The 22,859-nt window shown below is 46.4% G+C and carries 21 protein-coding genes and 1 pseudogene; 16 read left to right on the forward strand and 6 right to left on the reverse strand.

Features of this window, described 5'->3' with window-relative positions; all coding sequences use genetic code 11:
* The 14 genes and pseudogenes from AEA42_RS19695 to AEA42_RS19765 all read left to right on the forward strand — a co-directional run.
* Positions 1-302: pseudogene (locus AEA42_RS19695) on the forward strand (IS1634 family transposase); the annotation flags it as partial.
* A 54-nt stretch (positions 303-356) separates the two neighbouring features.
* Positions 357-551 (forward strand): hypothetical protein, encoded by a 195-nt coding sequence (locus tag AEA42_RS19700; RefSeq protein WP_055648611.1) that lies wholly within the window; start codon positions 357-359, stop codon positions 549-551.
* 666 nt (positions 552-1,217) lie between these two features.
* Positions 1,218-2,117, forward strand: coding sequence for an ATP phosphoribosyltransferase (gene hisG / locus AEA42_RS19705; RefSeq protein WP_055648633.1), 900 nt, complete (start codon positions 1,218-1,220; stop codon positions 2,115-2,117).
* A 3-nt stretch (positions 2,118-2,120) separates the two neighbouring features.
* The gene (gene hisD / locus AEA42_RS19710) at positions 2,121-3,422 is read left to right on the forward strand and encodes a histidinol dehydrogenase (protein WP_055648612.1); all 1,302 of its coding nucleotides are present in this window, start codon (positions 2,121-2,123) and stop codon (positions 3,420-3,422) included.
* 66 nt (positions 3,423-3,488) lie between these two features.
* Positions 3,489-4,679, forward strand: coding sequence for a histidinol-phosphate transaminase (gene hisC, locus AEA42_RS19715; protein WP_088585678.1), 1,191 nt, complete (start codon positions 3,489-3,491; stop codon positions 4,677-4,679).
* Between the two features lie 82 nt (positions 4,680-4,761).
* Positions 4,762-5,853, forward strand: a complete 1,092-nt coding sequence (hisB, locus tag AEA42_RS19720; RefSeq protein ID WP_011716856.1) for a bifunctional histidinol-phosphatase/imidazoleglycerol-phosphate dehydratase HisB — start codon at positions 4,762-4,764, stop codon at positions 5,851-5,853.
* 147 nt (positions 5,854-6,000) lie between these two features.
* Complete coding sequence (gene hisH / locus AEA42_RS19725; protein WP_055648613.1) at positions 6,001-6,651, forward strand: imidazole glycerol phosphate synthase subunit HisH; 651 nt, start codon at positions 6,001-6,003, stop codon at positions 6,649-6,651.
* 103 nt (positions 6,652-6,754) lie between these two features.
* Entirely contained in the window at positions 6,755-7,492 is a 738-nt protein-coding gene (hisA, locus tag AEA42_RS19730) for a 1-(5-phosphoribosyl)-5-[(5-phosphoribosylamino)methylideneamino]imidazole-4-carboxamide isomerase (RefSeq protein ID WP_055648614.1), read from the forward strand.
* A complete protein-coding gene (hisF, locus tag AEA42_RS19735; protein WP_023267316.1) occupies positions 7,474-8,247 on the forward strand; it encodes an imidazole glycerol phosphate synthase subunit HisF in 774 nt (257 codons plus the stop codon). Before hisA ends, hisF begins: the two co-directional genes overlap by 19 nt.
* 44 nt (positions 8,248-8,291) lie before the next feature.
* Entirely contained in the window at positions 8,292-8,951 is a 660-nt protein-coding gene (gene hisIE, locus AEA42_RS19740) for a bifunctional phosphoribosyl-AMP cyclohydrolase/phosphoribosyl-ATP diphosphatase HisIE (protein WP_023267317.1), read from the forward strand.
* Positions 8,952-9,667: 716 nt separating this feature from the next.
* On the forward strand, positions 9,668-10,855 hold the full coding sequence (locus AEA42_RS19750) for an aromatic amino acid transport family protein (RefSeq protein WP_055648616.1): 1,188 nt from the start codon (positions 9,668-9,670) through the stop codon (positions 10,853-10,855).
* A 256-nt stretch (positions 10,856-11,111) separates the two neighbouring features.
* The gene (locus AEA42_RS19755; RefSeq protein ID WP_082389685.1) at positions 11,112-14,312 is read left to right on the forward strand and encodes a YdbH domain-containing protein; all 3,201 of its coding nucleotides are present in this window, start codon (positions 11,112-11,114) and stop codon (positions 14,310-14,312) included.
* A 12-nt stretch (positions 14,313-14,324) separates the two neighbouring features.
* Positions 14,325-14,525 (forward strand): YnbE family lipoprotein, encoded by a 201-nt coding sequence (locus AEA42_RS19760; RefSeq protein WP_011072131.1) that lies wholly within the window; start codon positions 14,325-14,327, stop codon positions 14,523-14,525.
* Between the two features lie 24 nt (positions 14,526-14,549).
* Entirely contained in the window at positions 14,550-14,900 is a 351-nt protein-coding gene (locus AEA42_RS19765) for a YdbL family protein (protein ID WP_037417891.1), read from the forward strand.
* Positions 14,901-15,021: 121 nt separating this feature from the next.
* Here the strand turns inward: AEA42_RS19765 and AEA42_RS19770 are convergent, their stop codons facing one another.
* Both AEA42_RS19770 and AEA42_RS19775 read right to left on the reverse strand, forming a co-directional pair.
* The gene (locus tag AEA42_RS19770; protein WP_226871878.1) at positions 15,022-15,255 is read right to left on the reverse strand and encodes a DUF6538 domain-containing protein; all 234 of its coding nucleotides are present in this window, start codon (positions 15,253-15,255) and stop codon (positions 15,022-15,024) included.
* A 564-nt stretch (positions 15,256-15,819) separates the two neighbouring features.
* Positions 15,820-16,008 carry a hypothetical protein gene (locus AEA42_RS19775; RefSeq protein ID WP_037427785.1) on the reverse strand — a complete coding sequence of 63 codons (189 nt, stop codon included), beginning with the start codon at positions 16,006-16,008 and terminating at the stop codon, positions 15,820-15,822.
* A gap of 532 nt (positions 16,009-16,540) precedes the next feature.
* Between AEA42_RS19775 and AEA42_RS19780 the strand changes: the two genes are divergently transcribed.
* Positions 16,541-17,824 carry a metallophosphoesterase gene (locus AEA42_RS19780; protein WP_055648617.1) on the forward strand — a complete coding sequence of 428 codons (1,284 nt, stop codon included), beginning with the start codon at positions 16,541-16,543 and terminating at the stop codon, positions 17,822-17,824.
* 42 nt (positions 17,825-17,866) lie between these two features.
* Positions 17,867-18,148: a hypothetical protein gene (locus AEA42_RS19785; RefSeq protein WP_055648618.1), complete on the forward strand. Its 282-nt coding sequence runs from the start codon at positions 17,867-17,869 to the stop codon at positions 18,146-18,148.
* Between the two features lie 112 nt (positions 18,149-18,260).
* Here AEA42_RS19785 and AEA42_RS19790 read toward each other — a convergent pair whose 3' ends face one another.
* The 4 genes from AEA42_RS19790 to AEA42_RS19805 all read right to left on the reverse strand — a co-directional run bounded on the left by AEA42_RS19790 (position 18,261) and on the right by AEA42_RS19805 (position 22,849).
* On the reverse strand, positions 18,261-18,905 hold the full coding sequence (locus tag AEA42_RS19790) for a HEPN domain-containing protein (RefSeq protein ID WP_055648636.1): 645 nt from the start codon (positions 18,903-18,905) through the stop codon (positions 18,261-18,263).
* Between the two features lie 101 nt (positions 18,906-19,006).
* Positions 19,007-19,642, reverse strand: a complete 636-nt coding sequence (locus tag AEA42_RS19795; protein ID WP_023268028.1) for an OmpA family protein — start codon at positions 19,640-19,642, stop codon at positions 19,007-19,009.
* 19 nt (positions 19,643-19,661) lie between these two features.
* A complete protein-coding gene (locus tag AEA42_RS19800; RefSeq protein ID WP_055648619.1) occupies positions 19,662-21,533 on the reverse strand; it encodes a hypothetical protein in 1,872 nt (623 codons plus the stop codon).
* Entirely contained in the window at positions 21,530-22,849 is a 1,320-nt protein-coding gene (locus tag AEA42_RS19805) for a hypothetical protein (RefSeq protein ID WP_055648620.1), read from the reverse strand. The genes AEA42_RS19800 and AEA42_RS19805 overlap by 4 nt, the downstream gene beginning before the upstream one ends.
* Positions 22,850-22,859: the final 10 nt, after the last annotated feature.

A 22,859-nucleotide genomic window follows, 5' to 3' on the forward strand; every position in this document is an offset into this window, starting at 1 on the left:
CGTTATATCTTAAAAAACCGGAACGTATCGAAGCGTTGCTGATGGTGATGACCTGTAGCCTGATGATTTATGCGGCGCTGGAGCACCGGATCCGGCAGGGCTTAGTAGAGCAGAACCGGAGTGTGGCGGACATGAAAAAGAAACCCACGCAAAAACCGACTGCGCGGTGGATTTTTTTACGCTTTGGCGGGGTGCACGAGTACCAGTTGGGAGAGGCGCCACCTCAAGTCACAGGACTCACAGTGGACCAGCAGATCATTCTCGACGTGTTAGGCGAACGGTATCGGCAAATTTATTCCTAAATCAGGTGCGGAAAGTCGGATTATCCCAGTACACTAGAGAAAAGATTAGCGAATGTGATTAAGTCGAGTAAAGCTGAGCGACAAATATTAATCGAAATATTAGCCAGTCTGGGAATATTAAAACCCAATACTGTCTATAGACAACGCCAAGGCAAAAATGACTGGGTATTTGCCGAATATTGGCGTGGTGAAGACAAATATTGCCAACAAACAGTTGATCGCCTGTTTGGAGAATATTTAACAGGGTAAAAGGGATGTCACGCGCTAATTCAGCATTAGCGCTGTGCCTAATCGTGTTTGTCGAGGGACACTCATCCTCAATCATCAGTCTAGATTGAACGCTGTTAGACAAGATTTACCATACTTACCGCCAGCCGAATTTGTCTAAACGCAGCATCGGCTTTGTGCCAATCCCCTAATTCGCCCCTCCTTGCGATAAGCAGATTATCGTCCTGCGACCACCAAGATGAAACATTTTCACAAAACGCATAAATATTCTTATTTAGTTAAAATTAGCTGTTGCAAACGGCACAGAAAGCGGTTAGCTTAAAAAAACGTTCGATGGATAAGTATCCACCAACACCAAATTCAACATAATCACAGAGTATAGAGAGTCATATGAGCCAACTACTGAACGCTATCCACCACCATCACCACCATATGCGGTAGCCTTCGGACGCTCACTGCCGAAGGACTATATCCTTCTGGCGGACTGATTCAAAGATGATCACTAACCCCTGGAAGGAATTCTGGGGGTTTTTGCTTTTGGGCTTTTTAACTAACGATTTAATAGATAATTAGTAATTAATTTCAATATGTTAACCGCCACATTTACTGGCGGTGCCGATAAACCAGTTAAAGCGTGAAACGAAAGAATATCATTTTGAATTTGTTAACTTTGAGCGAGATAAAATTATGACTGAATCAAACCGTTTACGTATTGCCATTCAAAAATCGGGTCGCCTATCGACCGACTCTCAGCAATTACTCAAGAGCTGCGGTGTTAAGTTTTCCATTAACGAACAACGTCTTATCGCACACGCAGATAACATGCCTATCGATTTACTCAGAGTACGTGACGATGATATTCCAGGACTGGTTATGGATGGCGTGGTCGATTTAGGCATTATTGGTGAGAACGTGCTCGAAGAAGAGCAAATTGAGCGTCAAACCCTAAATAAGCCAGCTGAATATGTAAAATTACGCCAATTAGATTTTGGCGCCTGCCGTCTCTCGTTAGCCGTACCAACCGAATTTAGCTATGCCAATGCCTCATCCCTAGAAGGCTTGAGAATTGCCACCTCCTACCCCAATCTATTGCGTCGTTTTATGCAACAAAAGAGCATAAATTATCGCGATTGTATGTTAAAAGGCTCGGTTGAAGTTGCGCCGCGTGCAGGGCTTGCCGATGGCATTTGTGACTTAGTCTCCACTGGCGCAACCCTTGAAGCCAATGGTTTATACGAGACTGAAGTTATCTACCGCTCCATGGCCTGCATTATTCAATCAACCCAAACCCAAACGCCGAGCAAACAAGCCTTAATCGATCGCATTTTATCCCGCGTAAACGGCGTGATCCGCGCCCGTGAAAGTAAATATATTTTGCTGCACGCGCCCACTGAAACTTTAGATCAAATTGTCGCCCTGCTGCCCGGTGCCGAAAATCCTACTGTATTGCCATTAAACGACGATACTAATCGAGTGGCCATTCACGCCGTCAGTACCGAAGATTTATTCTGGGACACCATGGAAGAACTCACCGCGCTCGGTGCCAGCTCAATCCTCGTCATGCCAATTGAAAAAATGATGGGGTGATCTATGGATATTTTGACTTGGGCAGCGTTATCCGTCGATGCACAACAAGCCGCGCTCCAACGCTCACCTTTAATTGGTGACAGCGGCTTAGAACAAAGTGTTCGGGCCATTGTTGATGCCGTAGCTAGCCGTGGCGATGCGGCGCTAAAAGAGTTTAATCAAAAGTTTGATGGCTTTAATAGTGCCAATATCGACAGTCTGCGTTTAAGTGAAAGCGAGATTAGCGCCGCCAGCGCACGAGTCTCGACCGAACTTAAAGCCGCCATTGCCCAAGCGATGGCCAATATTGATGTGTTCCACAGCGCGCAGCAATTTCGCCCCATCGACATTGAAACCCAAGCGGGGGTTCGCTGCGAGCTTCGTAGCGAACCGATTGAAAAAGTCGGTTTATATATTCCCGGTGGCAGCGCCCCATTAATCTCAACCGTACTGATGTTGGCCCTGCCTGCCAAAATTGCTGGCTGCGAAAAACGCGTATTGGTGAGTCCGCCGCCGATTAACGATGCAATTGTGTATGCGGCAAACGCCTGTGGGATCACCGAAATCTATCAAGTGGGCGGCGCGCAGGCCATTGCCGCACTGGCCTTTGGCACTGAAACGATTCCCAGCGTCGATAAGATTTTTGGCCCAGGCAATCGTTATGTCACCGAAGCCAAGCGCTTAGTCTCGCAGGACGGTCGCTGCACTGTGTCTATTGATATGCCCGCAGGCCCTTCTGAGGTATTAGTGATTGCCGATAGCGATGCCAATGCGCAGTTTATTGCCGCAGATTTACTTTCGCAAGCAGAGCACGGCCCAGATTCGCAGGTCATTTTAGTCACGGATTCTGAGCCATTAGCACAAGCTGTCAATCAAGCGCTCGAGTCGCAACTGGCCGCCCTGCCGCGCCAAGAGATTGCTGCGACGGCCCTAAAAGGCAGCCGCACCATTTTGGTAAAAGATATGCAAGAAGCGGCGCTCGTTTCGAATTGCTATGGACCCGAACACTTAATTATTCAAACCCGCTTCCCACGGGACGTACTAAATCATATTCGCGCCGCAGGCTCAGTGTTTTTAGGGGCCTATACACCTGAATCGGTTGGGGATTATGCCAGTGGGACTAACCATGTATTGCCAACTTACGGTTATAGCCGCGCGGTATCTAGCCTCTCCTTGGCAGACTTTAGCCGCCGCTTTACGGTGCAAGAACTCAGTGCCAAGGGCCTGCTCGGACTCGGGCAAGCGGTAATGACCCTTGCCAGCAATGAGTTACTCGATGCCCATAAAAATGCGGTCGCGATACGCTTAGCCAGTCTTAAGGACTGATGGAAATAAGTAACGCAATCAACAGTACGCTTAATTAAAGCCATAGCAAGACTTAGGATGAATAGGATGAGCCAAGTGCCAACTAGCCAAGCAACAACGAGTAATGTGCCAGTGACAAATATTCAGAGCGCCAATAGCGCCAGCAACACTCTCGATAACAATACTCTCGATAACACAAGCATCGAGCCAACAACCCTTGCCGCACGTCTTGCACGGCCCGAACTGCTCGAGTTAACGCCTTACCAAAGTGCTCGCAGGCTGGGTGGTCGTGGGGATATTTGGATCAACGCTAACGAATCGCCCTTTAATAATGTGGCCGTCGGCGAGCTCGATTTAACTAAGTTAAATCGTTATCCTGAGTGCCAACCGCCCGCGTTAATCAATGCCTATAGCCAATATAGCGGTGTAGTGGAAAGCAAAATTGTCGCCAGCCGCGGCGCCGATGAGGCCATCGAACTGCTGATCCGGGCCTTTTGTGTCCCAGGCATCGATTCCATTGCGACCTTTGGGCCCACTTACGGCATGTACGCCATTAGCGCGCAAACCTTTAATGTGGGCGTTAAGGCGTTAAGCTTAACGGCTGAATACGGTCTCCCATCCGACTTTGCAACGGCCACGCGCGGCGCTAAGTTAGTGTTTATCTGCAATCCCAATAACCCAACTGGCACTGTGATTGATAAGGCGCGCATAGAGCAAGCCATCCAAGCCCTACCCGACTCCATTGTCGTGGTCGATGAGGCTTATATCGAATTTTGCCCAGAATATAGCGTCGCGGATTTACTCGAGTCTTACCCAAATCTCGTTGTACTGCGCACCCTCTCAAAAGCCTTTGCCTTAGCAGGCGCGCGCTGCGGCTTTTTGCTTGCCAATGAAGAGATTATCGAAATCATCATGCGGGTAATTGCGCCCTATCCCGTGCCATTGCCCGTAAGTGAAGTGGCCGTGCAAGCGCTATCAGCTGCTGGGATTGCGCGGATGAAAACCCAAGTGAATGAGCTCAATTCTCAGGGCGAGCGACTCGCGGCGGCGCTGAATTTGTACTGTGAGCAATGGGGCGGCGCCGTGCTAAAACCTAATGGCAACTATGTCTTAGCCGAGTTTGACGACGTAGCAACAGTGACACAGCTGCTTATCGACAATGGCATTGTCGCGCGGGCCTATAAGGACCCAAGGCTAGCTAAAGCCATTCGTTTTAGCTTTAGCTCTCAGTCTGACACCGACCGCTTAGTGTCGCTCTTTGAATCGCAAAAGCTGTGAGCTTTGGGTGCAAGTCTTGTAACAGCATTGGCCTAATAGACTGATTTTATAAAGATAACAAACTGAATTGAAAGGTAGCAGCATGAACCCAGTATTTACCCCAAATGTCGCCCAGAAAATACTTTTTATCGACCGTGATGGCACCTTGATTGAAGAGCCAATCACCGACAAACAGGTCGATAGCCTCGCCAAACTGGTATTCGAGCCCCAAGTGATCCCCGCCTTACTGCGCCTGCAAAAAGCTGGGTTTAGGTTGGTGATGGTTAGCAATCAAGACGGGCTCGGTACCCCTTCCTTCCCGCAGGAAGATTTCGATGCACCGCACAATATGATGATGCAAATCCTGTCTAGCCAAGGGGTTAAGTTTGAAGATGTGCTCATCTGCCCGCACTTTAACGATGAAAATTGCAGCTGCCGCAAACCCAAACTAGGACTGGTGAAAGACTTTTTGACCCAAGGCACCATCGATTTTACCCAGTCCGCCGTGATTGGTGACAGACACACAGATGTGGAACTGGGCAATGCCATGGGGATTAAAAGCTTTCAATATCAGCGTGGCAGTCTTGGCTGGGACGCGATTGCCGATGCCTTACTCAACAAGGGCCGCACCGCGACTGTGGTTCGCACCACCAAGGAAACCGATATTCGCGTGACTGTCGATCTCGACAATCCCAGCAAAGGCGCCATTAACACTGGCATTGGTTTCTTCGACCATATGTTGGATCAAATCGCCACCCACGGAAACTTCAAAATGGAGGTGAATGTCGATGGCGATCTGGAGATAGACGATCACCACAGCGTTGAAGACACGGCATTGGCAATTGGGGATGCGCTGCGCCAAGCGCTGGGCGATAAACGCGGTATTGCCCGCTTTGGTTTTAGTTTGCCGATGGATGAGGCCAAAGGCGAATGCTTACTGGATCTTTCCGGCAGGCCTTTTATTAAATTCGCCGCCCAATTTGAACGTGAAAAAGTCGGTGAAATGGCTACCGAAATGGTACCGCACTTTTTCCGCTCTTTTGCCGATGGCCTACGCTGCACCCTACATGTGGCCGCAGAAGGAGACAACGATCACCACAAGGTCGAAGCGCTATTTAAAGTACTGGGCCGCGCGCTGCGTCAGGCCGTAAAAGTCGAAGGTGATGTCTTACCATCGAGTAAAGGCGTGCTCTAACACCGTGCTAAAACATTTGTTATCTGCTTCTTGACTGAAAATAGGTACATGAGCAAATAACATAAAGCCTGATGATTTTAACGAGGGGCAGTTTCGGGAATGCGGCGACAAACCGCTTCCCCACTGACCCATCAATAGGAAAAACCAATGTCAGCAAACATAGATGAATTTGATGTTGTCATCATAGACACAGGTTGCGCCAACTTAAGCTCAGTCCGTTTCGCCTTTGAGCGCCTCGGCGCTAAGGTGTTAGTCACCGATGACAAAGCCAGCATTAAAGCCGCTAAACGGGTGGTACTGCCAGGTGTTGGCAGCGCTGGCGCCGCGATGGCTTCGTTAACGGAAAAAACCTTAGTCGAATTAATTCAAGGGTTAACTCAACCCGTGCTGGGCGTCTGTTTAGGGATGCAAATGCTCACTCTGCTCTCTAAAGAACGCGGCGGCCAAGCGCTAGATTGCCAATGCCTAGGCATTATTCCAACCGAGATTGACGAGCTAGACCGTCAAGCACTTAAGGCCGAAGGTTTACCTCTGCCGCACATGGGCTGGAACCAACTGACCTTTAGCAATCCGTCTCAGGTTCACCCGCTGTTTGCTGGTGTTCCAGCCGGCAGTTATGTGTATTTTGTGCACAGCTACCGCGCGCCATTAAGCGACTACACCTTGGCACAATGCCGTTATGGTGAGGACTTTAGCGCCGCCATCGGTAAAGACAACTTTATGGGCGTGCAATTTCACCCCGAGAAGAGCGCCGCCGTGGGTGCACAAATCCTAGGTAACTTTTTAAAAATGCAGTAAATGCAATCGCTTATTGTGTTTGGGATGAACCAGCATTTTTCAGCCACAACATTCAGCAATAAAGCGCGGTAGCAAATGCACCAAAAGAATTTAAGGACAACAGATGATCATTCCAGCAATTGATTTAATTGATGGCAAGGTAGTTAGGCTCTATCAAGGGGATTATGGGCAGCAGACCACCTTTGATTTAAGCCCACTGGCCCAGTTGCAATCCTACCAAGACCAAGGGGCAAGCTGGCTGCATATAGTAGATTTAACTGGCGCGAAAGATCCTACAAAACGCCAAACGGCTTTGATTGCTAAGCTGACTGCTGGGCTTAACGCCAATATTCAAGTGGGCGGCGGGATCCGCACTGAAGAGCAAGTCGCCGAGTTATTATCCCTTGGGGTTAAACGTGTGGTGATAGGCTCGCTCGCCGTCAAAGAGCCTGAGTTAGTCAAAGGCTGGTTTAACAAGTTTGGCAGCGAAGCAATTTGCCTGGCACTGGATGTCAATATCAATCAGAACGGCGAGAAAATCGTTGCGGTTTCTGGCTGGCAAAGCGGTGGCGGTAAGAGTCTAGAATCTATCGTCGAAGACTTTAGCCAAGTGGGGCTTAAACATGCATTGGTGACAGACATCAGCCGCGATGGCACCCTCACAGGCGCCAATACCGCACTCTACCGCGAGCTATCCAGCCACTATCCCAATATCGCGTGGCAAGCCTCGGGTGGCATTGCCACCCTTGAGGATGTTGCCGCCGTCAGAGACAGTGGCGCCGCGGGCATCATTATCGGTAAAGCTTTACTTATCAATCAGTTTAATGTGGCGGAGGCAATCCAATGCTGGCCAAACGAATAGTCCCCTGTTTAGATGTGAAAGATGGCTGCGTGGTTAAGGGCGTACAGTTTCGCAATCATGAAATTGTTGGCGATATAGTGCCACTCGCGGCGCGTTACGCCGCAGAGGGCGCCGACGAACTGGTGTTTTACGATATCACTGCCAGTGCCCACGATCGTGTAGTCGATAAGTCTTGGGTGAGCCGAGTAGCGGAGCAAATCGATATCCCCTTTTGCGTGGCGGGTGGAATTAAAACCATCGGCCAAGCCCGCGAGCTACTCGCCTTTGGCGCGGATAAAATTTCAGTCAACTCGCCTGCCCTGAGCGACCCGAGTTTAATCTCACGCCTGCAGGATGAGTTTGGCCGCCAATGTATCGTGATTGGCATCGACTCATTTTATGATGCGGCAAGCGACAGTTATAAAGTGAAGCAATTTACCGGCGATGAAGCCGCCACCAAAGAAACCGCTTGGTACACCCAAGACTGGGTTGAAGAAGTGCAAAAACGCGGCTGCGGCGAAATCGTGCTCAACGTGATGAACCAAGATGGCGTACGCGGCGGCTATGATATCAAGCAGTTAAGCCTAGTACGCCAGTTGTGCGATGTGCCCTTAATCGCCTCGGGCGGCGCTGGCACTATGGCACATTTTCGCGATGTGTTTATTGATGCGAAGGTCGATGCGGCGCTGGCAGCCAGCGTGTTCCATAAGGCCATTATCAATATCGGCGAGTTAAAACAGTATTTAGCGGCCGAAGGCATCGCCATTCGCCAGTAACTCAACATCAGTAGCGATTGATACAAATAATAAGGTATGCAGATATGACAACTGGAACCACTTCAAGCTGTTGCCAAGGCCCAGCAAGCGCAGAACTGGTCAATAGCCTCGACTGGGAAAAACAACAGGGGCTTATCCCTGCGGTTATCCAAAATCACCTATCGGGCAAGGTATTAATGCTCGGATTTATGGATAAAGCCGCGCTACAGCACACGCTGGCGACCGGTGATGTGACGTTTTTTAGCCGCTCTAAACAACGTTTATGGACCAAGGGCGAAACCTCAGGCCATACCCTAAAATTGGTCGCCATCGATAAAGACTGTGATAACGACAGCTTGCTGGTACAGGTGTTACCCAATGGCCCAACCTGCCATAAAGGCACCGAAAGCTGCTGGCTCGATGGCAATGCCCACCCGTTTTTAAACAATCTGGCCGAGCTTATTGCTTCGCGTAAGGGGCAAAACCCAGAGTCGAGCTACACCGCTTCCCTTTTTGCCCGTGGCACCAAACGCATCGCCCAAAAAGTCGGTGAAGAAGGGCTCGAAACCGCCTTGGCCGCTGCGACTCACGATAAAGAAGAGCTGATTAACGAGGCATCGGATCTGGTGTATCACTTATTAGTCTTGCTTGAAGATCAATCACTAAGCTTAAGTGATATCAACGCCAACTTGCTCGCCCGCCATCAAAAGGCGCAGCAAAAGTAGTCCGCTTTCAAACATCACGGTATCTCTCTGCCGCATTCCTTTTGGTCTACGGCAGAGTACTCTCCATTTTGCATTCAGTGACGGCCAATTAACTTGCTGTTGCTAACCCCGGTTTTACTTAATCCCTGCGGTTGCCAACCCCTTCTAGTGCTAACCAAAGCCTCGCCTCCACAGTCCGTCTTGTAACCCTTAACCTGACCTAAAAACCACACGACGTCACGCAAATTGTACACCTGGCCCCTGACAAAAAATCAGCAAAATACTGTTGTAATGGTTGACAAGTACACCTTAACTGCCTATCGTAGCCAGCGTCCTCGAACCAACACCGAGGCATTGTCGCAACTTATTAACATTTAAGATAAATTTAAAAAACAGGGCAAATTGTCTTTGTTATGTGATGTGACCAAGCCATTAGATGTGGTCAAGTCACTCGATGTCATTAAGTGCCGAATTAACCCCAAGCAAAGGCGAGTTTTATGCGCATTACCACAGCTTATTATCCCTATCTGTAGCCGCAATGGCATAGATAGGCATACTCGCCTGACCTTCCATTGTGGCCATATCCCCAACGATCCGCAGATTGCGCCACGATCCCAATACAGGTACGCCCTCGTACCCTTTAGATCCCAGTATCACGCGCCATTCTGCACAGCTCCTCAATAAAGCACTCATCTGAGACAGTTGAGCCATTAATAAAGACGTTTGAGCGTAAAGTTATGACACAGAATAAATTTTTCGGCAGTTTGCTACTAATTGCAGGCACCACCATTGGCGCGGGTATGCTCGCACTCCCTATCGCCTCTGCAGGACTCGGTTTTGGTGTATCGAGCCTGATTATGTTGCTCCTCTGGGCGCTGATGGCCTACACCGCTCTGCTGATGGTTGAAATCCATCAATTTGCCCCGAGCGATGTGAGCCTGAACCAATTAGCCCGCACGCTTTTGGGCGCCAAGGGCCAAGTGATTGCCAGTGTTGCGTTAATGTTTTTACTTTACGCCCTGTGCGCCGCCTATATCGCAGGTGGCGGCGAGCAAGTTAATCAAAAGCTCAATGCTTGGTTAGGGTTAGATCTGCCACCGCAGGCGGGCGCCGTGTTATTTACCCTGTTAATCGGCACCATTGTCGGCTTAGGCACCCATTGTGTCGATTTGATTAATCGCGTGCTCTTTAGTTTAAAAATCATTGCGTTAATTCTAATGCTGGCCCTATTACTGCCGCAGGTCGAAGGCACACATTTACTCGAGTTGCCACTAGAGCAAGGGCTTATCGTGTCCGCCATTCCAGTGATTTTTACCTCCTTTGGTTTCCATGGTTCGATTCCATCCGTGGTGCGCTACTTAGGCGTTGAGGTAAAAAGCCTGCGTAAAATCATGCTGCTCGGCTCGGCATTACCGCTACTGATTTACCTGCTGTGGCAATTGGGCAGCCAAGGTGTGCTCAGCCAAAGCCAACTGATGACCAATCAGAGTCTTTCAGGCTTTATCAATCAGTTAGCCAGCGTTCTGCACAGCCAATACTTAAGTTCTGCCATCAGTGTATTTGCCGATCTGGCGCTGGCAACCTCCTTTTTAGGGGTGAGCCTAGGTCTGTTTGACTTTATGGCGGCTAACTTAAGGCAGCAGGATAATGCCGCGGGTCGCAGTATCACCGCCGCCATTACCTTCGTGCCTCCTCTAGGTTTTGCCCTCTTTTACCCGCAGGGATTTATAACCGCCCTCGGTTATGCGGCGATCGCCCTTGTGATCCTCGCGATTTTTTTACCCGTGACCATGGTGTGGGTACAAAGACAAACGCGCGATAAGGCAAACCTGCCTCAGGGTTACCGTGTCGCGGGAGGGAAGCTCGGTTTATTGTTAGCTATAGTCTGCGGAGTGGCCGTGATTGGCGCTCAGCTCTTAGGATAAGCTGCGCGGATAAACAATCGCGATAACGCTATTTTACTTTAAGCCGTATAAGTGCCTGTAAAATCAAGATGAATAATGACAGGCACTCAATCTAGCTTCGCGCAAATTTGCCAAGTTCTTTATTAGTCAGCCAGCGGCTTGAGTGTTAAACTGCCGCTAATCCCGCTTGCCGCTGAGCATCGGCAGCCCAAATCGCCTCGCGCTCCCACGGGGAACCGTGCCCAGGCGCTGATGATAAGGATGATATTCGAACCCCATGGTTAACACGTCGACATCGCCAAATCAGGAGACTGCCGAGCACGCGCATCAGGCGATGCCTCAAGAGACGACTGCGGCCGCAGCGCCATATTCGGCGACGCACCGTCGCGGTTCTACACTCAAAAAGCGCTTAAAACAAAGCTTGATAGCCACTACTGTGGCTGGCCTGTTAGCTGGCGCGGCGCTAACCATTTGGATAGTCAACAGCCAAACCGAAGCCCTGCTCCTTCGCGTCGCAAATTATGCATTAAGTGGCATGGACGGTGAGCTTAGCGATATTCGTTTAGGCCCCATGGGTTTAGAACATTGGCACATTCGCTCTGCGAGCCTGCGTGTACATGACTCGCATTTAGTGATCAATAATCTTGATATTCAGCTTGAACTCAACTGGCCCAAAAGCCTTGAAGAACTGAAGCAACTTGTCCAAGTCGAGAGTTTGACTCAAAAAATCAAGCGAATTAGCACGGGCGAGATAGACGTTGAACTAGGTGCATCGCTGCTGAAGCGAAGCCCCACCATCGCCGATGAACAAACACCGGCGTTGGCGTTAAATATCAAATCGTTGCCCTTAATTGATATAGGTAAAACCACTCTCAGATTAGCACCGCAGTCAGAGCTTCCCGCCTATCAGCTGGTGATGGATAAACTCAGCCTGAATCATCAAGGTGAATTAACCACAGCCTTTAGTAGCCCAGAGGGTGAGCCGTTAGCCGAGCTTGCCGCCACGCTTGGCAACGAACAATGGCGCCTAAAGAGTGAGCTTAATATCGCACCGCTACTGGAAAACCTGCATCAAATTGGCCTGCGCCAAACCCAAGGGAGCATCCTCAGCCAATTAACCCTGTGGGATCAACAGTGGCAGCAACTTGGGATAGGATTAAGTGGGCAATTAAGTTCTGAGAGTGCAATGACACTCGCCAGCGGCGAAATTACAAGCCGCCACCGCATTCAGCAACCCAGCATCAGCTTAAGCCATTTTGCCGACTTAACGCTCGCGCCGCAGCCGGCTTTAGGGTTTGAGCTTAGTGGATCACTTGCCTCACTCAATCTCACCCTTGAGCCCTTTAGCCTTGCGCTTACGCCGAATGCGGCACAGCACACCCAGCTATTAGCGGCACTTAATCAGTCTCTGCAATTGAGCGATGTGGACTATCAAGCGCTCCTTACCCTGCTCTCGGGGCTGAAAAGCACCGAGGCACCCGTGGGTCTTGGCCTTTCGATGACGGCGCCGCTGCACTATGCGCTGATATCTCAAGCGAGCCCCCATAAACCAATAGCGCTGCCCGCAATAGAGTTAACCACCCTAGGCAGTAAGCTTGAGACGCGTATTCACTTACAAGATATCCAGTTAACGCCCACGCCAGATGCTTGGAATGTCAAGAGCCGCTGGCAACTGGCACTTAAACAAACGACCCCACTGTCGCTGCAGGAGCTCTGGCGCGCAGCCCCGCAGGATCTCAGTTGGGGCGCAGGAATGCTGCAAACGGCGGGTCATGTCAGTGTTGCTCAATCGGCTCAAGGACTGAACTGGCAAGTCAGCACTGCGCCAGTGACGAGTGACTCAAGTGACTCAAGCGACACTCTGCAATTTGCGCTGGAAGATGTGCAGCTACAGCAAACGGCGCAAGCCGCCAAGCATCAAACGAAACAGACGCAGTTAAGCCTTGGCAGTATTCAGCTCAACGCCAAGGCCCCCATGGCCGCAAGCGCAACTCCCTTAGCGGCTAAGGATACGACTGGCGCACAATCGACCGAGTTTGCCTTCAAGCTGCCGCCGCTCTCACTTGCCTTGTCGCAGCTGCGCGTGAGCCAAACGGTAGAGAATCTTGCGGGCACCGCCGCGACCGCAATACAGAGCAGTCGCAACGATATTAGCCTCAAGGCGTTCACCCTTGAGACATCAAAGCCGATGCTCCTCGATTACTCGTCATTGCAATCCATTGCAAATACTATTCAATCGAGTCATTTGACTAATCAAGTTAACTGGCAAGCGGAGCAACTCTTGATTGAGAAGCAGCTCAGCGCCAAAGGCCGAACACGTAAGCAGACTGTGCTTAAACTGGATAATTTGGCACTCGCGCAGACGTTAAACTGGCAAAACCAACGTCTTCACGGCCATGAACAGTGGCAAGTCGGCACGGTTGAGCTGCAAAGTGACCATCAATTACAGTTCGCCACGCCTCACAAGCCTCTGCTGTTAACGGGCCAGTGGGTTGTCGATACCAGCATGACAGAGGCTTTGTCTTTGCTTAATCAAACCCAGCCCTTGCCCGCTGAGTTAAATGTGACCGGTCATAACCAATTACAGGCACAATTTAAGCTGACACATGAGCCAGAGCAGACCCAATTTGCCATGCAAATTACCCAGTCGATGACAGAGCTGGAAGGTTTTTATCAAGACACGACCTTTGAAGGCGGGAAATTACAGGCCCAATGCGAGTTCACCTGGGGACAATCCTATAAGGCGCCGCAAGCGCCAGGCTATTTCAGCAGTTTAAGTCGGCTGAACTGCCCGCAGACCATGATGACTTTTAACTTATTCGATCCCGGCTTCCCCTTGACCGATATCGAAGTAGAGGCCGATATTGTCCTCGCCAAGGATGCCGAAAAGCTTCCCGACAATTGGCTGCAACAACTCACGGGCTTGAGTGATACCGACGTGTCGATGACTGCTAAGGGCAAAGTATTGAGCGGCCAGTTCTTACTGCCTGATTTTAATTTAAAATTGCAGGACAAATCCCACGCCTATCTATTATTGCAGGGCATGAATCTTGAAGAAGTACTGCGAATTCAACCCCAAATAGGCATCTATGCCGATGGCATATTCGATGGCGTGTTACCCGTGGACTTAGTCGATGGTAAAGTGTCGATCAGCGGCGGCCAATTAGCGGCCCGCGCGCCTGGCGGTTTAATTGCCATATCTGGCAATCCAGCGGTCGATCAAATGCGCCAATCACAGCCTTATCTCGACTTTGTATTTTCAGCACTCGAACACTTAGAATACAGCCAGTTATCCAGTAGTTTCGATATGGATCAAACTGGTGATGCCAACCTATTAGTGGAAGTCAAAGGTCGCAGCAAAGGGATTGAACGCCCTATCCACTTGAATTACTCTCATGAAGAGAACATGCTGCAATTATTCAGGAGCCTTCAGATTGGTAACGATCTGCAGGATAGAATCGAAAAATCCGTGAAGTAAAAGGAACCCTCAGTGAAGATCATTCAATTACAGCAAGTTAGTTTAGGTGCATTGCTGCTACTGGGCACATTGCAAGGCTGTGCGCCTACAGTAAAAATTGAGCCGCCGGATAAACCGATTGTGATTAATCTCAATGTGAAAATTGAACACGAGATAAAAATCAAAGTGGACAAGGAGCTAGACCAGCTTCTGTCAGATGATAAGTTGTTCTAATCACAAAGAATTAAGGAATATACGATGAAATCAATGTCACTCAAGACCCTGCTACAAAAGCCAACATTACTCCTGTTGCTCGGACTGAGTTTATTCAGCTTAAACGCCCTTGCCATGTCATTGCAGGAAGCCAAATCCCAAGGTTACTTAGGTGAGCAACTCAATGGCTATTTAGGTCTAGTGCAAAATAATAGCGATGCCAAAGCCGTGATGGATGAAGTCAACAACAAGCGCCGCGCTCACTACGAAACCATCGCCAAAAAGAATAATATTTCAGCCGCAGATGTCGCCAAATTAGCTGGTGAAAAAGCCATCGCGGCTACAGACAAAGGCAACTATGTGCAAAATGCTCAAGGCAAATGGGTTAAGAAATAGCCTGTTTTAATGACAATTGAGCACCGACTAAGCCCATCGAAGAACGCCTGCAATTGCAGGCGTTTTGTTTATCGAGATCGACCGCCACGTGCATGGTAATCCTCCTGATGGCTTTGCTCCCTCAAACTAACAGTACAGGTGTTATTTTCTGCTCTTTTTCTTGACGTAACAAAGCTATAGCTGACTCAAACTCCACAATCACACCACCCGCAGTTGTTTTAGCTTCATAGGCATCCTTAGTCCCTAGACTTCGTTTTAGCTCTACTTTGCCATCAAGGAACGGACGTAAATGCACTGAAATTTCCTTACGGATTTTCCAGATCCCAGACTTTAGATCGTGGTATGGTTGAGTCATAAATGCCATCGTTTTGTACCACCCTTTTGTACCACCTTAAGGTGCCAAAGGTTGGTGAGCCATTGGATTTAGCAACTATAATTCATAGGTTATGATAGAAAAGAAAAACCCGACCATGTGATCGGGTTCTTAGAATGTGGCGGTGAGAGAGGGAGTCTACTTCATGATATAACGTATTGAAAAATATAATTAACATATACCAAAAACAGGGCTGCATTACTTTTTGCATTACTTCCGATTTTTGATATTTTCTTCAATTAGACCAATGACTTACCCTGGGAATTCGACTCCTCAATTTCAGTTCAAAATAACAAGGTAAGTATCTGTATTAAATAACTTTTATACATAATCTCAAAAGTCAATATAAATTTTGACACAATTTACGCTAGTCGTCATTTTTGACCAATATGCGCACATCTGTGATTTATTTTGATAGCTTCAATACCTAGATCAGACGTTCTTTGAGAAATGGGGTTATCACTAACAGCCAAGCAGTGAAGCTTAAAAAAGAATCTTACTCTGTAACTGGCAACGAATTATGAACATCATCTCTTCTCAATTTCTTTATAACGATAAGAAATAATTAAACTTATCCAAATCATTAAATTCTATTGGGGCATGATAGGGCTTGGTTACTTTGATAACGTCATCTTCAATAATCATGGTGAAACCACCACTTCGGATAACATTCCCCTGAATAGTATATTGATAATCGTTAAACTCTAACGCTTCGATTACCTCTGCCAGTTTCATAAATTACCTCATTTTTCCGTTTTTCATACTTGCACAACCAAACTAACACACTGGGGCAACCTAGGATACCTTACTTATCTTATTAGGACAGCTTCGGTCAGACTTTCCCCACATGCTCGACAAATCTAAAATTTAAAAGCGAGTGAATTATCACGCTCAGATATTTTATTTGCTGAAGTACTCTCTCTAAATGAGTTTAAAAGTACCAACATGAATTAGAACGAGTCTATTTAAGAAAGTGAAAGTATGATGATAGTCATCACTTCGCTCATTGTCATGCGTTCAGTACGTTGAAGTATACGTATACCAACGGTTAACATAACTTTTCCATTATCGAATAAAAACATCAAAAAAATCATTGATATAATAATATACTTCTACTAATTTATGCATAGGCACTCCGGTGTAATGGGGTTTCTCTTGGTCTAAAATTCTGAGCTCAACGAAGGCCATTTGTTCGAATGTTCTTATCCGGAGTTTATGCACTCTACTTTATGGCTCAATTTTTTCACAGCTTGATCTCTGGTGGGTTATGACGCAACAAGATTTGATTTTTATCGGTGATATTCATGGGCAAGACGGAAAGCTTCGTGCGCTGCTCGATCATCTCGACTTTATTGCTGATCCACTTCAAGAACGTCGCCAGCTGGTTTTCATCGGCGATCTGATCGATAACGGCCCCGAGGTCGAAATAGATCATCAAAAAGCCCTAACCATGGTCAAGGATCTATGCGATCAGGGACTCGCCTGTTGCTTGATGGGAAACCATGAATTTAATGCCGTGGGTTGGGCTCTGAAGCACCCCGATACAGGCTTACCACTTCGTCGCCACAATGACAACAACCGCAAACAGCATCAACTTTTCCTTCAAGATGTGGACGAGGGAAGTGAGTTGCATAAAACTTGGATCGACTGGTTTATGAAGCTGCCTCTCTTTTATGATTTTGGTCATGTCAGGGCTATTCATGCTTGCTGGCACGAAGCGACCATCCAAAGAATTCTGCCATATCTCAACGAGGATAACAGCTTGAAGGTTGAGCATTGGCCCAATGCCTTCGACGAGCAGCACGAGCTATATCAGCTATGTGAAATCTTGCTCAAGGGTCCAGAATTAGCATTACCGCAGGGTTATAGCTTCCAGGATAAAACGGGTACTGAGCGTCACAGAGTCCGGATTAAATGGTGGAGTGAAGAGGCCAAAACCTATAGAGAAATAGCCCAAGTACAGCCCAATATGGTCAATCGTATCCCCCCTATTCCACTGGCTGATGAACATTGCAATCCGATAATCGAGATACCCGTTGTTATTGGTCACTACACTCTAGCAGGACTCCCTGCACCACTCAGCGCTAAGGTGGTATGTGTCGATTACAACGCGGCCAGTGTGCAAGGAGAGCTGGTCGCTTACAGTTGGTGGAATGATGAGACGCAACATCAACTGCATGAGCGCAACTTTAACTACTTAAGCGACATGGAGTTTGGTCAGAAGGGAGTAGCGGCGATGAGGGTGTTATTTGACCAGTTTGCTGATCGCTATGCCCCTGCACATTTGAAACCAAAAAAATGGGAGGAGATTCGTCAATGTCTGCTGAACCATTGGGATCCAGCCTTCGTCAACGGATTCGATGAGTGCAGTGACGAATATGACGACTATATAACCCCTTTGGCTACTTTGGCACAACAAGCGAGCTGGGAGGAGTTATCCTGCTATCTGATGGGTATAACCAAAAGCTATTTCAATCAGGAGTTGGAGCCTGACGCTGCAGACCGATTAGCCAAACGCTTACGGCTGGTGATGAATTCAGAGCTGGATTGAGCGCAGAGGTATATCAAAAATTTCTTAATTAGGAAAATAGATATGACACGATATTTGAAAGTGGGTGATAGTTGCAAAGTGTGTAGTACTCCCCGAGTAGACATTAGCCATCAGACATTGCTCGAGATATTAGAGCTGCGCCCGTCGATTAAATCGATTCCAGAGAGCGTGTTAGCAAAGGGGAAGGATTTTTATGCTATTTGCCCATGCTGCGATGCATATGCATTAGGGATAGAACTGTCCACAGGCTTTCCATTCACCGAAGCCGATGGCAACATCACCAATATCCAAGAACTGACTTCAAGATCCGATTTGGGTTGGTAAATCAATAAATACTTATATACATAAGCTCACCCAAACCAAGCGTTTATTCCCGAGTAAGAATGCATGACTATGAATCGACCATGTAGCAATTCATCGACTGTACGACTAGCTATTATACCACAGGATAGCATGCATCTCCCCAAAGTGTTTCAGGATGAGTCATCATTATTTCTATAATCAATGGTACAAGTTTGCTGAGTAAACTAGCAGAATCTTTAAGTTGCTTGCGATTAACAGAGCTATTCCATGTTGCACCGCCATGGATTAATTGGTTGCGCATCGTATAAAGGCGGTTAAAAATAACACCAAGCAGAATAGGAGTATTACCACTCGATAAGGCGTGACTCGCCATCTTTTTACCTTGCAAAAGCCGCTCTTTCCATTTGTCTTCAGTTATTTTACCACAATGGAAATCCCAAAAACTTTGTAGCACGAACGGGGTATCAAGCAAGATACGGATGCTCCCCGAAAACTCCCGCCAAACTAACAGATCTATCTGTTTTTGTTTATCTAACTCGCACAGCTTCTCTAAAAAACCTTTAAAAGATTCTTGTTCTGACAACTTAAATCGTTCATCAATCTCAGTGGCATAAGCAGCATTAAATGCTATCCAGAGAAAAATAAAACGACCATCGTCATCATCCGCCATTTCAGCTCGTTGCAACCAGCTTAACGCTCGATGAACTCGCAAGTTAAGATTGGTCGGTGACTGTTCACGTAATATCCTTTGTTGATTTTTTAGCTGTACAAAATCCATTGCTATTTGTCCCTTTAAGATTTTTCTCAGCAATGAGAACTCGTTCAATATATAAACCATAAACGAGTTGCCACATGTTAAGTAAACAATCGTTCGACTCGTTATTCAATCAATAACTGTACTTCGACTCTGCGATTTCTTGGATCTGAAGGTTCTATACCTTCCAGAGGTTTGGACTCACCATATCCAGCAACGACTATACGCTTAGATGTACTAGCGTCTAATGTACCAATTAACTCCCTCCTAGCTTCTCTAGCTCTTGCTGCAGAGAGAGTGAAGTTATCATCATAAACAGTACAAAATCTTTGATAATCAGTCACTGGTCGGCTAACAGGAATATTATCTGTGTAACCTTCTACCAAAATTTTTGCTTTAGGATTGTCGAGCAAAAAACTGACCAATTGAGCTTGTATTGCATTTACCGCTGCTTTGGATTCAGTATTGAGGCAAGCGCTCCCCCGTTCAAAAACACCATCACGGAGAGTTAACCTTCTCGTAGCTTTATCTAAAGCGATGAGTTCTGATGCATTAGAGTTTCGTAACATTTCATCTAATAATGTAGTCACCTTCAGTAATGGATCATCTTTTTTTTCCGACGCTTTAGCTAACTCCTCTTTGTAACGAAGATCACTCATGCTTTTTTGCAAAACTGCCACAACAAGCAATAGCATTACTACAGCCATTACTCCAGCCATAAGATCTGAAATGGCTATCCATTCACTAGGTTTTTCTTTCATATCATTTCATCAGTTTGGCTCACGCCACTTCAGGCTCCAGTGGAACATTACTTGCTTCTAGTACTTCGCGTACTTTTTGAATTTCTGAGAGAAGAGCTTGTTGATTAATTGTAATTTCTGGTAACGGACTCAATGCTAGTAATAGTTGTTGTGAGTGGGGAGATGTATTAAGTAATCGAATTAATTCTGGTAGTGCTAACAAAGACTGAATAATTGTATCTGAACGTTCAATCGCTCCATTTACTGCGCTTTCAAGTTTTAGACTATTTTTATCCAGACTCTCATTGCTTGATATGAAATCCTGTCTAAACTGTACTAACTCTGTTCGAAGCAAATCTTGGTGAGCTGAAAGTTCCACTAATGGTGCTAAAGCTGTAGGTAAGTTTGACAGATTGCAAATGACTTCTTGTAAATGCAATTCATTTTTCTTAAGTGAATCACCAATACTACGCATTTTCTGATTAGAATCGGAAATAGCTTTTAACCCCTCTTGAATCTTATTACTCACCTTCTCACTATTCTGTGTAGCCATTTCAATATTTGTATTTAGTGTTATGCTAGACGCAATAAACTCCTCACCAACCTTTTCCTGAATACTAAGAGTTTTTTTAATGGAGTCTTTCACATCGTCCATGGTTTGTTGAACATCTGAAGATAGAGCAGAAAGAGCAGTAGATATATCTCTCGTTGCAGATCCAAGTTGAGAACTTCCTCGCTCCAATGTTTCGGATGCTTGTAAGCTCATATCGTTAATCGCCTTGCCTAAATCGTTGCGCACATTATCCAGTACTTCAGTAAATTGAGCCTGGAATGAGTCTATTGCACCAACTAACTCATTAGCCGCAATCCCAACTTGATTAGCACCACTAGCCATATGCTGAGCAGCCTCACTCATATTTTCGACCACTTTTTGGGTGTTATGGGTAAAGTCATGCATTGCGATATTTGTAGCTTGGGATTCAACATGAACAAGTTTGACACTTTCTTTGACTTCCTTAGTTGCGATGCAAACATGCTCTACAGCTAACTCAACACGTTTAAGACTGCTCTCAATGATCTTCCTAGTTTGCGAATGAGAATGACTAAATTCATCATTGAATTTCTGAAATCCTTCTTGAATTACAACTTGACCACTCAACTTCAGCGCTTCAATATCCTCACGTAAATGAGTCGAAAATTGCTCAAGCGAATGTAAACCTTGTTCATGTTGAACTTTATGCTGAGCTCTCAACTGATTAAACTCAGCAGATAACACTTCGGTTATATTGCGCGAAGCTATAGCTATTGTAGAAAATAAAGCAGCTTGCTTTTCTGAGCTCAAATCTAAGTTTTGTTGTTTTCGTTTCTCTAGTTCAACTTTTACTTTGCTAATGACCCAATTGAGGCGCTTTTCGTCAAAACGCGCAAATTCGCTCCATATTTTAAGAAATATAAAACCTGTAATGCCCCAAGTAGAGGTTTTAAATTTTGTACCTAATCCATTCAGTAGACCTAACAAGTGCTGCATACTGTCTGCAGCACCTGTAGCATCAAGCGCATTTGGCTGACCCAGAATATTAGATGCATGATTAAGTGCCATACCTAATCCAAGAAATGTGCCGAGCAATCCTACAACTAGTAGTAAGCTAGGCATTAATTCCACCAACTTTTCAGGAGCAGTCGCAACTGCATTCCACAAATCAGTTACACTACCATGCTCAATTTCGATGTTATCACTTGGCTTATTAGGTGTTCCACGATTCCATTTGACCTCCCACGACTTAGGCTTTGCAATCACATGAGCACTAATTATCGTAAATGACATCATGAAAAGGATAAGAAATAGGAAAGTTACTTGAAGTGGATCACTTAGATCAGGGATTAAAAAATTTAGCACGGCATCAAAGTTCATACCGCTACCTCTAAAATAGCATCCATACGGTCTTTAGCTTCTTGCTGGAAAATGTTTGCATAGTCGGTGATAAGTGATTGGTCACCTTCCTCTAATGCACTGAAGGGAATATTATGTTCAGCACATTCGATAAGTAACTTCCCAATATACTGTCCATCTTCCAGTAAATAACTGCGGTCATCACTTTCAATCTGTTCTTCAGTTTTCTCCAATAATTGTAAAAAACCTTCCGCTGCACCAACATATCTTTCTACATCACGTTGTTGGCTCGCTAAGCTGTCGAGTGCTTGCTTTTGTTCAGGAACGCTATTTTCAAGTATGGATAGCTGAGATGACTCTTCATTTGATAGTTCTTCTTGGATTTTTTTAGCTAAGACAAGGCGATTTAATAGCATTTTATCTTTAGCATAGCTTGCATTTGCCTTAGCCCATTCATCTCCCAACGATTGAGCTTGTTTTGCCCAGGAAGCAATCAGTTCTTCAAAAACAAAAGGTGTCAGTTTTTTATTGTAAAGTCGGGTTAAAATTCGGTCTAAACGTTCAGCGGCATTTTTGCTAAGTTCTGGGTTTGACTTGATAAGATCTGAAGCAATACGAATTAGAAACAGGTCATCTGAACTCAAATCATCAACTGTTAATGCCGAATGTAACTTCTTATCTGACATATTAAGTAATTTTTGGGTCGCTCGAAGACGCAAATAATGCTCAAAATCGGTGGGTTCTGATTCAATTGCCATACTCAATTCTTTTTTAGCAATTTCAAAATCATTTATTGCAGACGCTAATTCTAAATTATGTCGTTGATCTTGAGGAATCACTTCATCTTCTGCAAATCTCAGCTCAGCCTGATGTTGCTTCGCAAGAACTAACTCTTCTTCAGTAAGCAAATCATTCGCTTGCTCCATGTCATCTTGTTGTTTGTTTTTGTCTACAATATCTTCACGGTTTTTCTGCCAGCGCTGAGCAAGTTTAATGGCCCATTTGATGGCTGCATCCATTTTTTTTGCAATTGGTGATTTTTCAAATGCAGTCAATGCACCTAACCCCTTCTCTAGCATCACCAGGGCTGAACGCATCCAAGGGTATGGAGCTAGTTTTGATACGTTAAGTAAAACAGTCCGAATATGCTGCACAAAAGGTTTTACTACTTTCCAAGCTTTTTTTACACCGCCAACAAATACCTCAGCTTTCTCAGCCATCCATCCAACAACTTTCCCAGCGACATTCTTGGCAGTCTCGTATGCTGAACTAACAGCATTTGATACTGCACTTACCGCTGAGCTTACAAAATTACACGCATTACTGAACCAACCCATTTACACTCTC

The sequence above is a fragment of the Shewanella sp. Sh95 genome (genome assembly GCF_001308045.1).
In the GTDB taxonomy this organism is placed as follows: domain Bacteria; phylum Pseudomonadota; class Gammaproteobacteria; order Enterobacterales; family Shewanellaceae; genus Shewanella; species Shewanella xiamenensis.

What these genes read in the sequence shown, in the direction of transcription:
- hisG (WP_055648633.1), top strand. Translation starts at nt 1,218, where the DNA reads ATGACTGAATCAAACCGTTTACGTATTGCCATTCAAAAATCGGGTCGC.
- AEA42_RS19785 (WP_055648618.1), top strand. Translation starts at nt 17,867, where the DNA reads ATGACACGATATTTGAAAGTGGGTGATAGTTGCAAAGTGTGTAGTACT.
- AEA42_RS19755 (WP_082389685.1), top strand. Translation starts at nt 11,112, where the DNA reads ATGGTTAACACGTCGACATCGCCAAATCAGGAGACTGCCGAGCACGCG.
- hisB (WP_011716856.1), top strand. Translation starts at nt 4,762, where the DNA reads ATGAACCCAGTATTTACCCCAAATGTCGCCCAGAAAATACTTTTTATC.
- AEA42_RS19790 (WP_055648636.1), bottom strand. Translation starts at nt 18,905, where the DNA reads ATGGATTTTGTACAGCTAAAAAATCAACAAAGGATATTACGTGAACAG.
- hisIE (WP_023267317.1), top strand. Translation starts at nt 8,292, where the DNA reads ATGACAACTGGAACCACTTCAAGCTGTTGCCAAGGCCCAGCAAGCGCA.
- AEA42_RS19805 (WP_055648620.1), bottom strand. Translation starts at nt 22,849, where the DNA reads ATGGGTTGGTTCAGTAATGCGTGTAATTTTGTAAGCTCAGCGGTAAGT.
- hisD (WP_055648612.1), top strand. Translation starts at nt 2,121, where the DNA reads ATGGATATTTTGACTTGGGCAGCGTTATCCGTCGATGCACAACAAGCC.
- AEA42_RS19770 (WP_226871878.1), bottom strand. Translation starts at nt 15,255, where the DNA reads ATGACTCAACCATACCACGATCTAAAGTCTGGGATCTGGAAAATCCGT.
- hisH (WP_055648613.1), top strand. Translation starts at nt 6,001, where the DNA reads ATGTCAGCAAACATAGATGAATTTGATGTTGTCATCATAGACACAGGT.
- hisA (WP_055648614.1), top strand. Translation starts at nt 6,755, where the DNA reads ATGATCATTCCAGCAATTGATTTAATTGATGGCAAGGTAGTTAGGCTC.
- AEA42_RS19780 (WP_055648617.1), top strand. Translation starts at nt 16,541, where the DNA reads ATGACGCAACAAGATTTGATTTTTATCGGTGATATTCATGGGCAAGAC.
- AEA42_RS19795 (WP_023268028.1), bottom strand. Translation starts at nt 19,642, where the DNA reads ATGAAAGAAAAACCTAGTGAATGGATAGCCATTTCAGATCTTATGGCT.
- AEA42_RS19800 (WP_055648619.1), bottom strand. Translation starts at nt 21,533, where the DNA reads ATGAACTTTGATGCCGTGCTAAATTTTTTAATCCCTGATCTAAGTGAT.
- AEA42_RS19750 (WP_055648616.1), top strand. Translation starts at nt 9,668, where the DNA reads ATGACACAGAATAAATTTTTCGGCAGTTTGCTACTAATTGCAGGCACC.
- hisF (WP_023267316.1), top strand. Translation starts at nt 7,474, where the DNA reads ATGCTGGCCAAACGAATAGTCCCCTGTTTAGATGTGAAAGATGGCTGC.
- hisC (WP_088585678.1), top strand. Translation starts at nt 3,489, where the DNA reads ATGAGCCAAGTGCCAACTAGCCAAGCAACAACGAGTAATGTGCCAGTG.
- AEA42_RS19775 (WP_037427785.1), bottom strand. Translation starts at nt 16,008, where the DNA reads ATGAAACTGGCAGAGGTAATCGAAGCGTTAGAGTTTAACGATTATCAA.
- AEA42_RS19765 (WP_037417891.1), top strand. Translation starts at nt 14,550, where the DNA reads ATGAAATCAATGTCACTCAAGACCCTGCTACAAAAGCCAACATTACTC.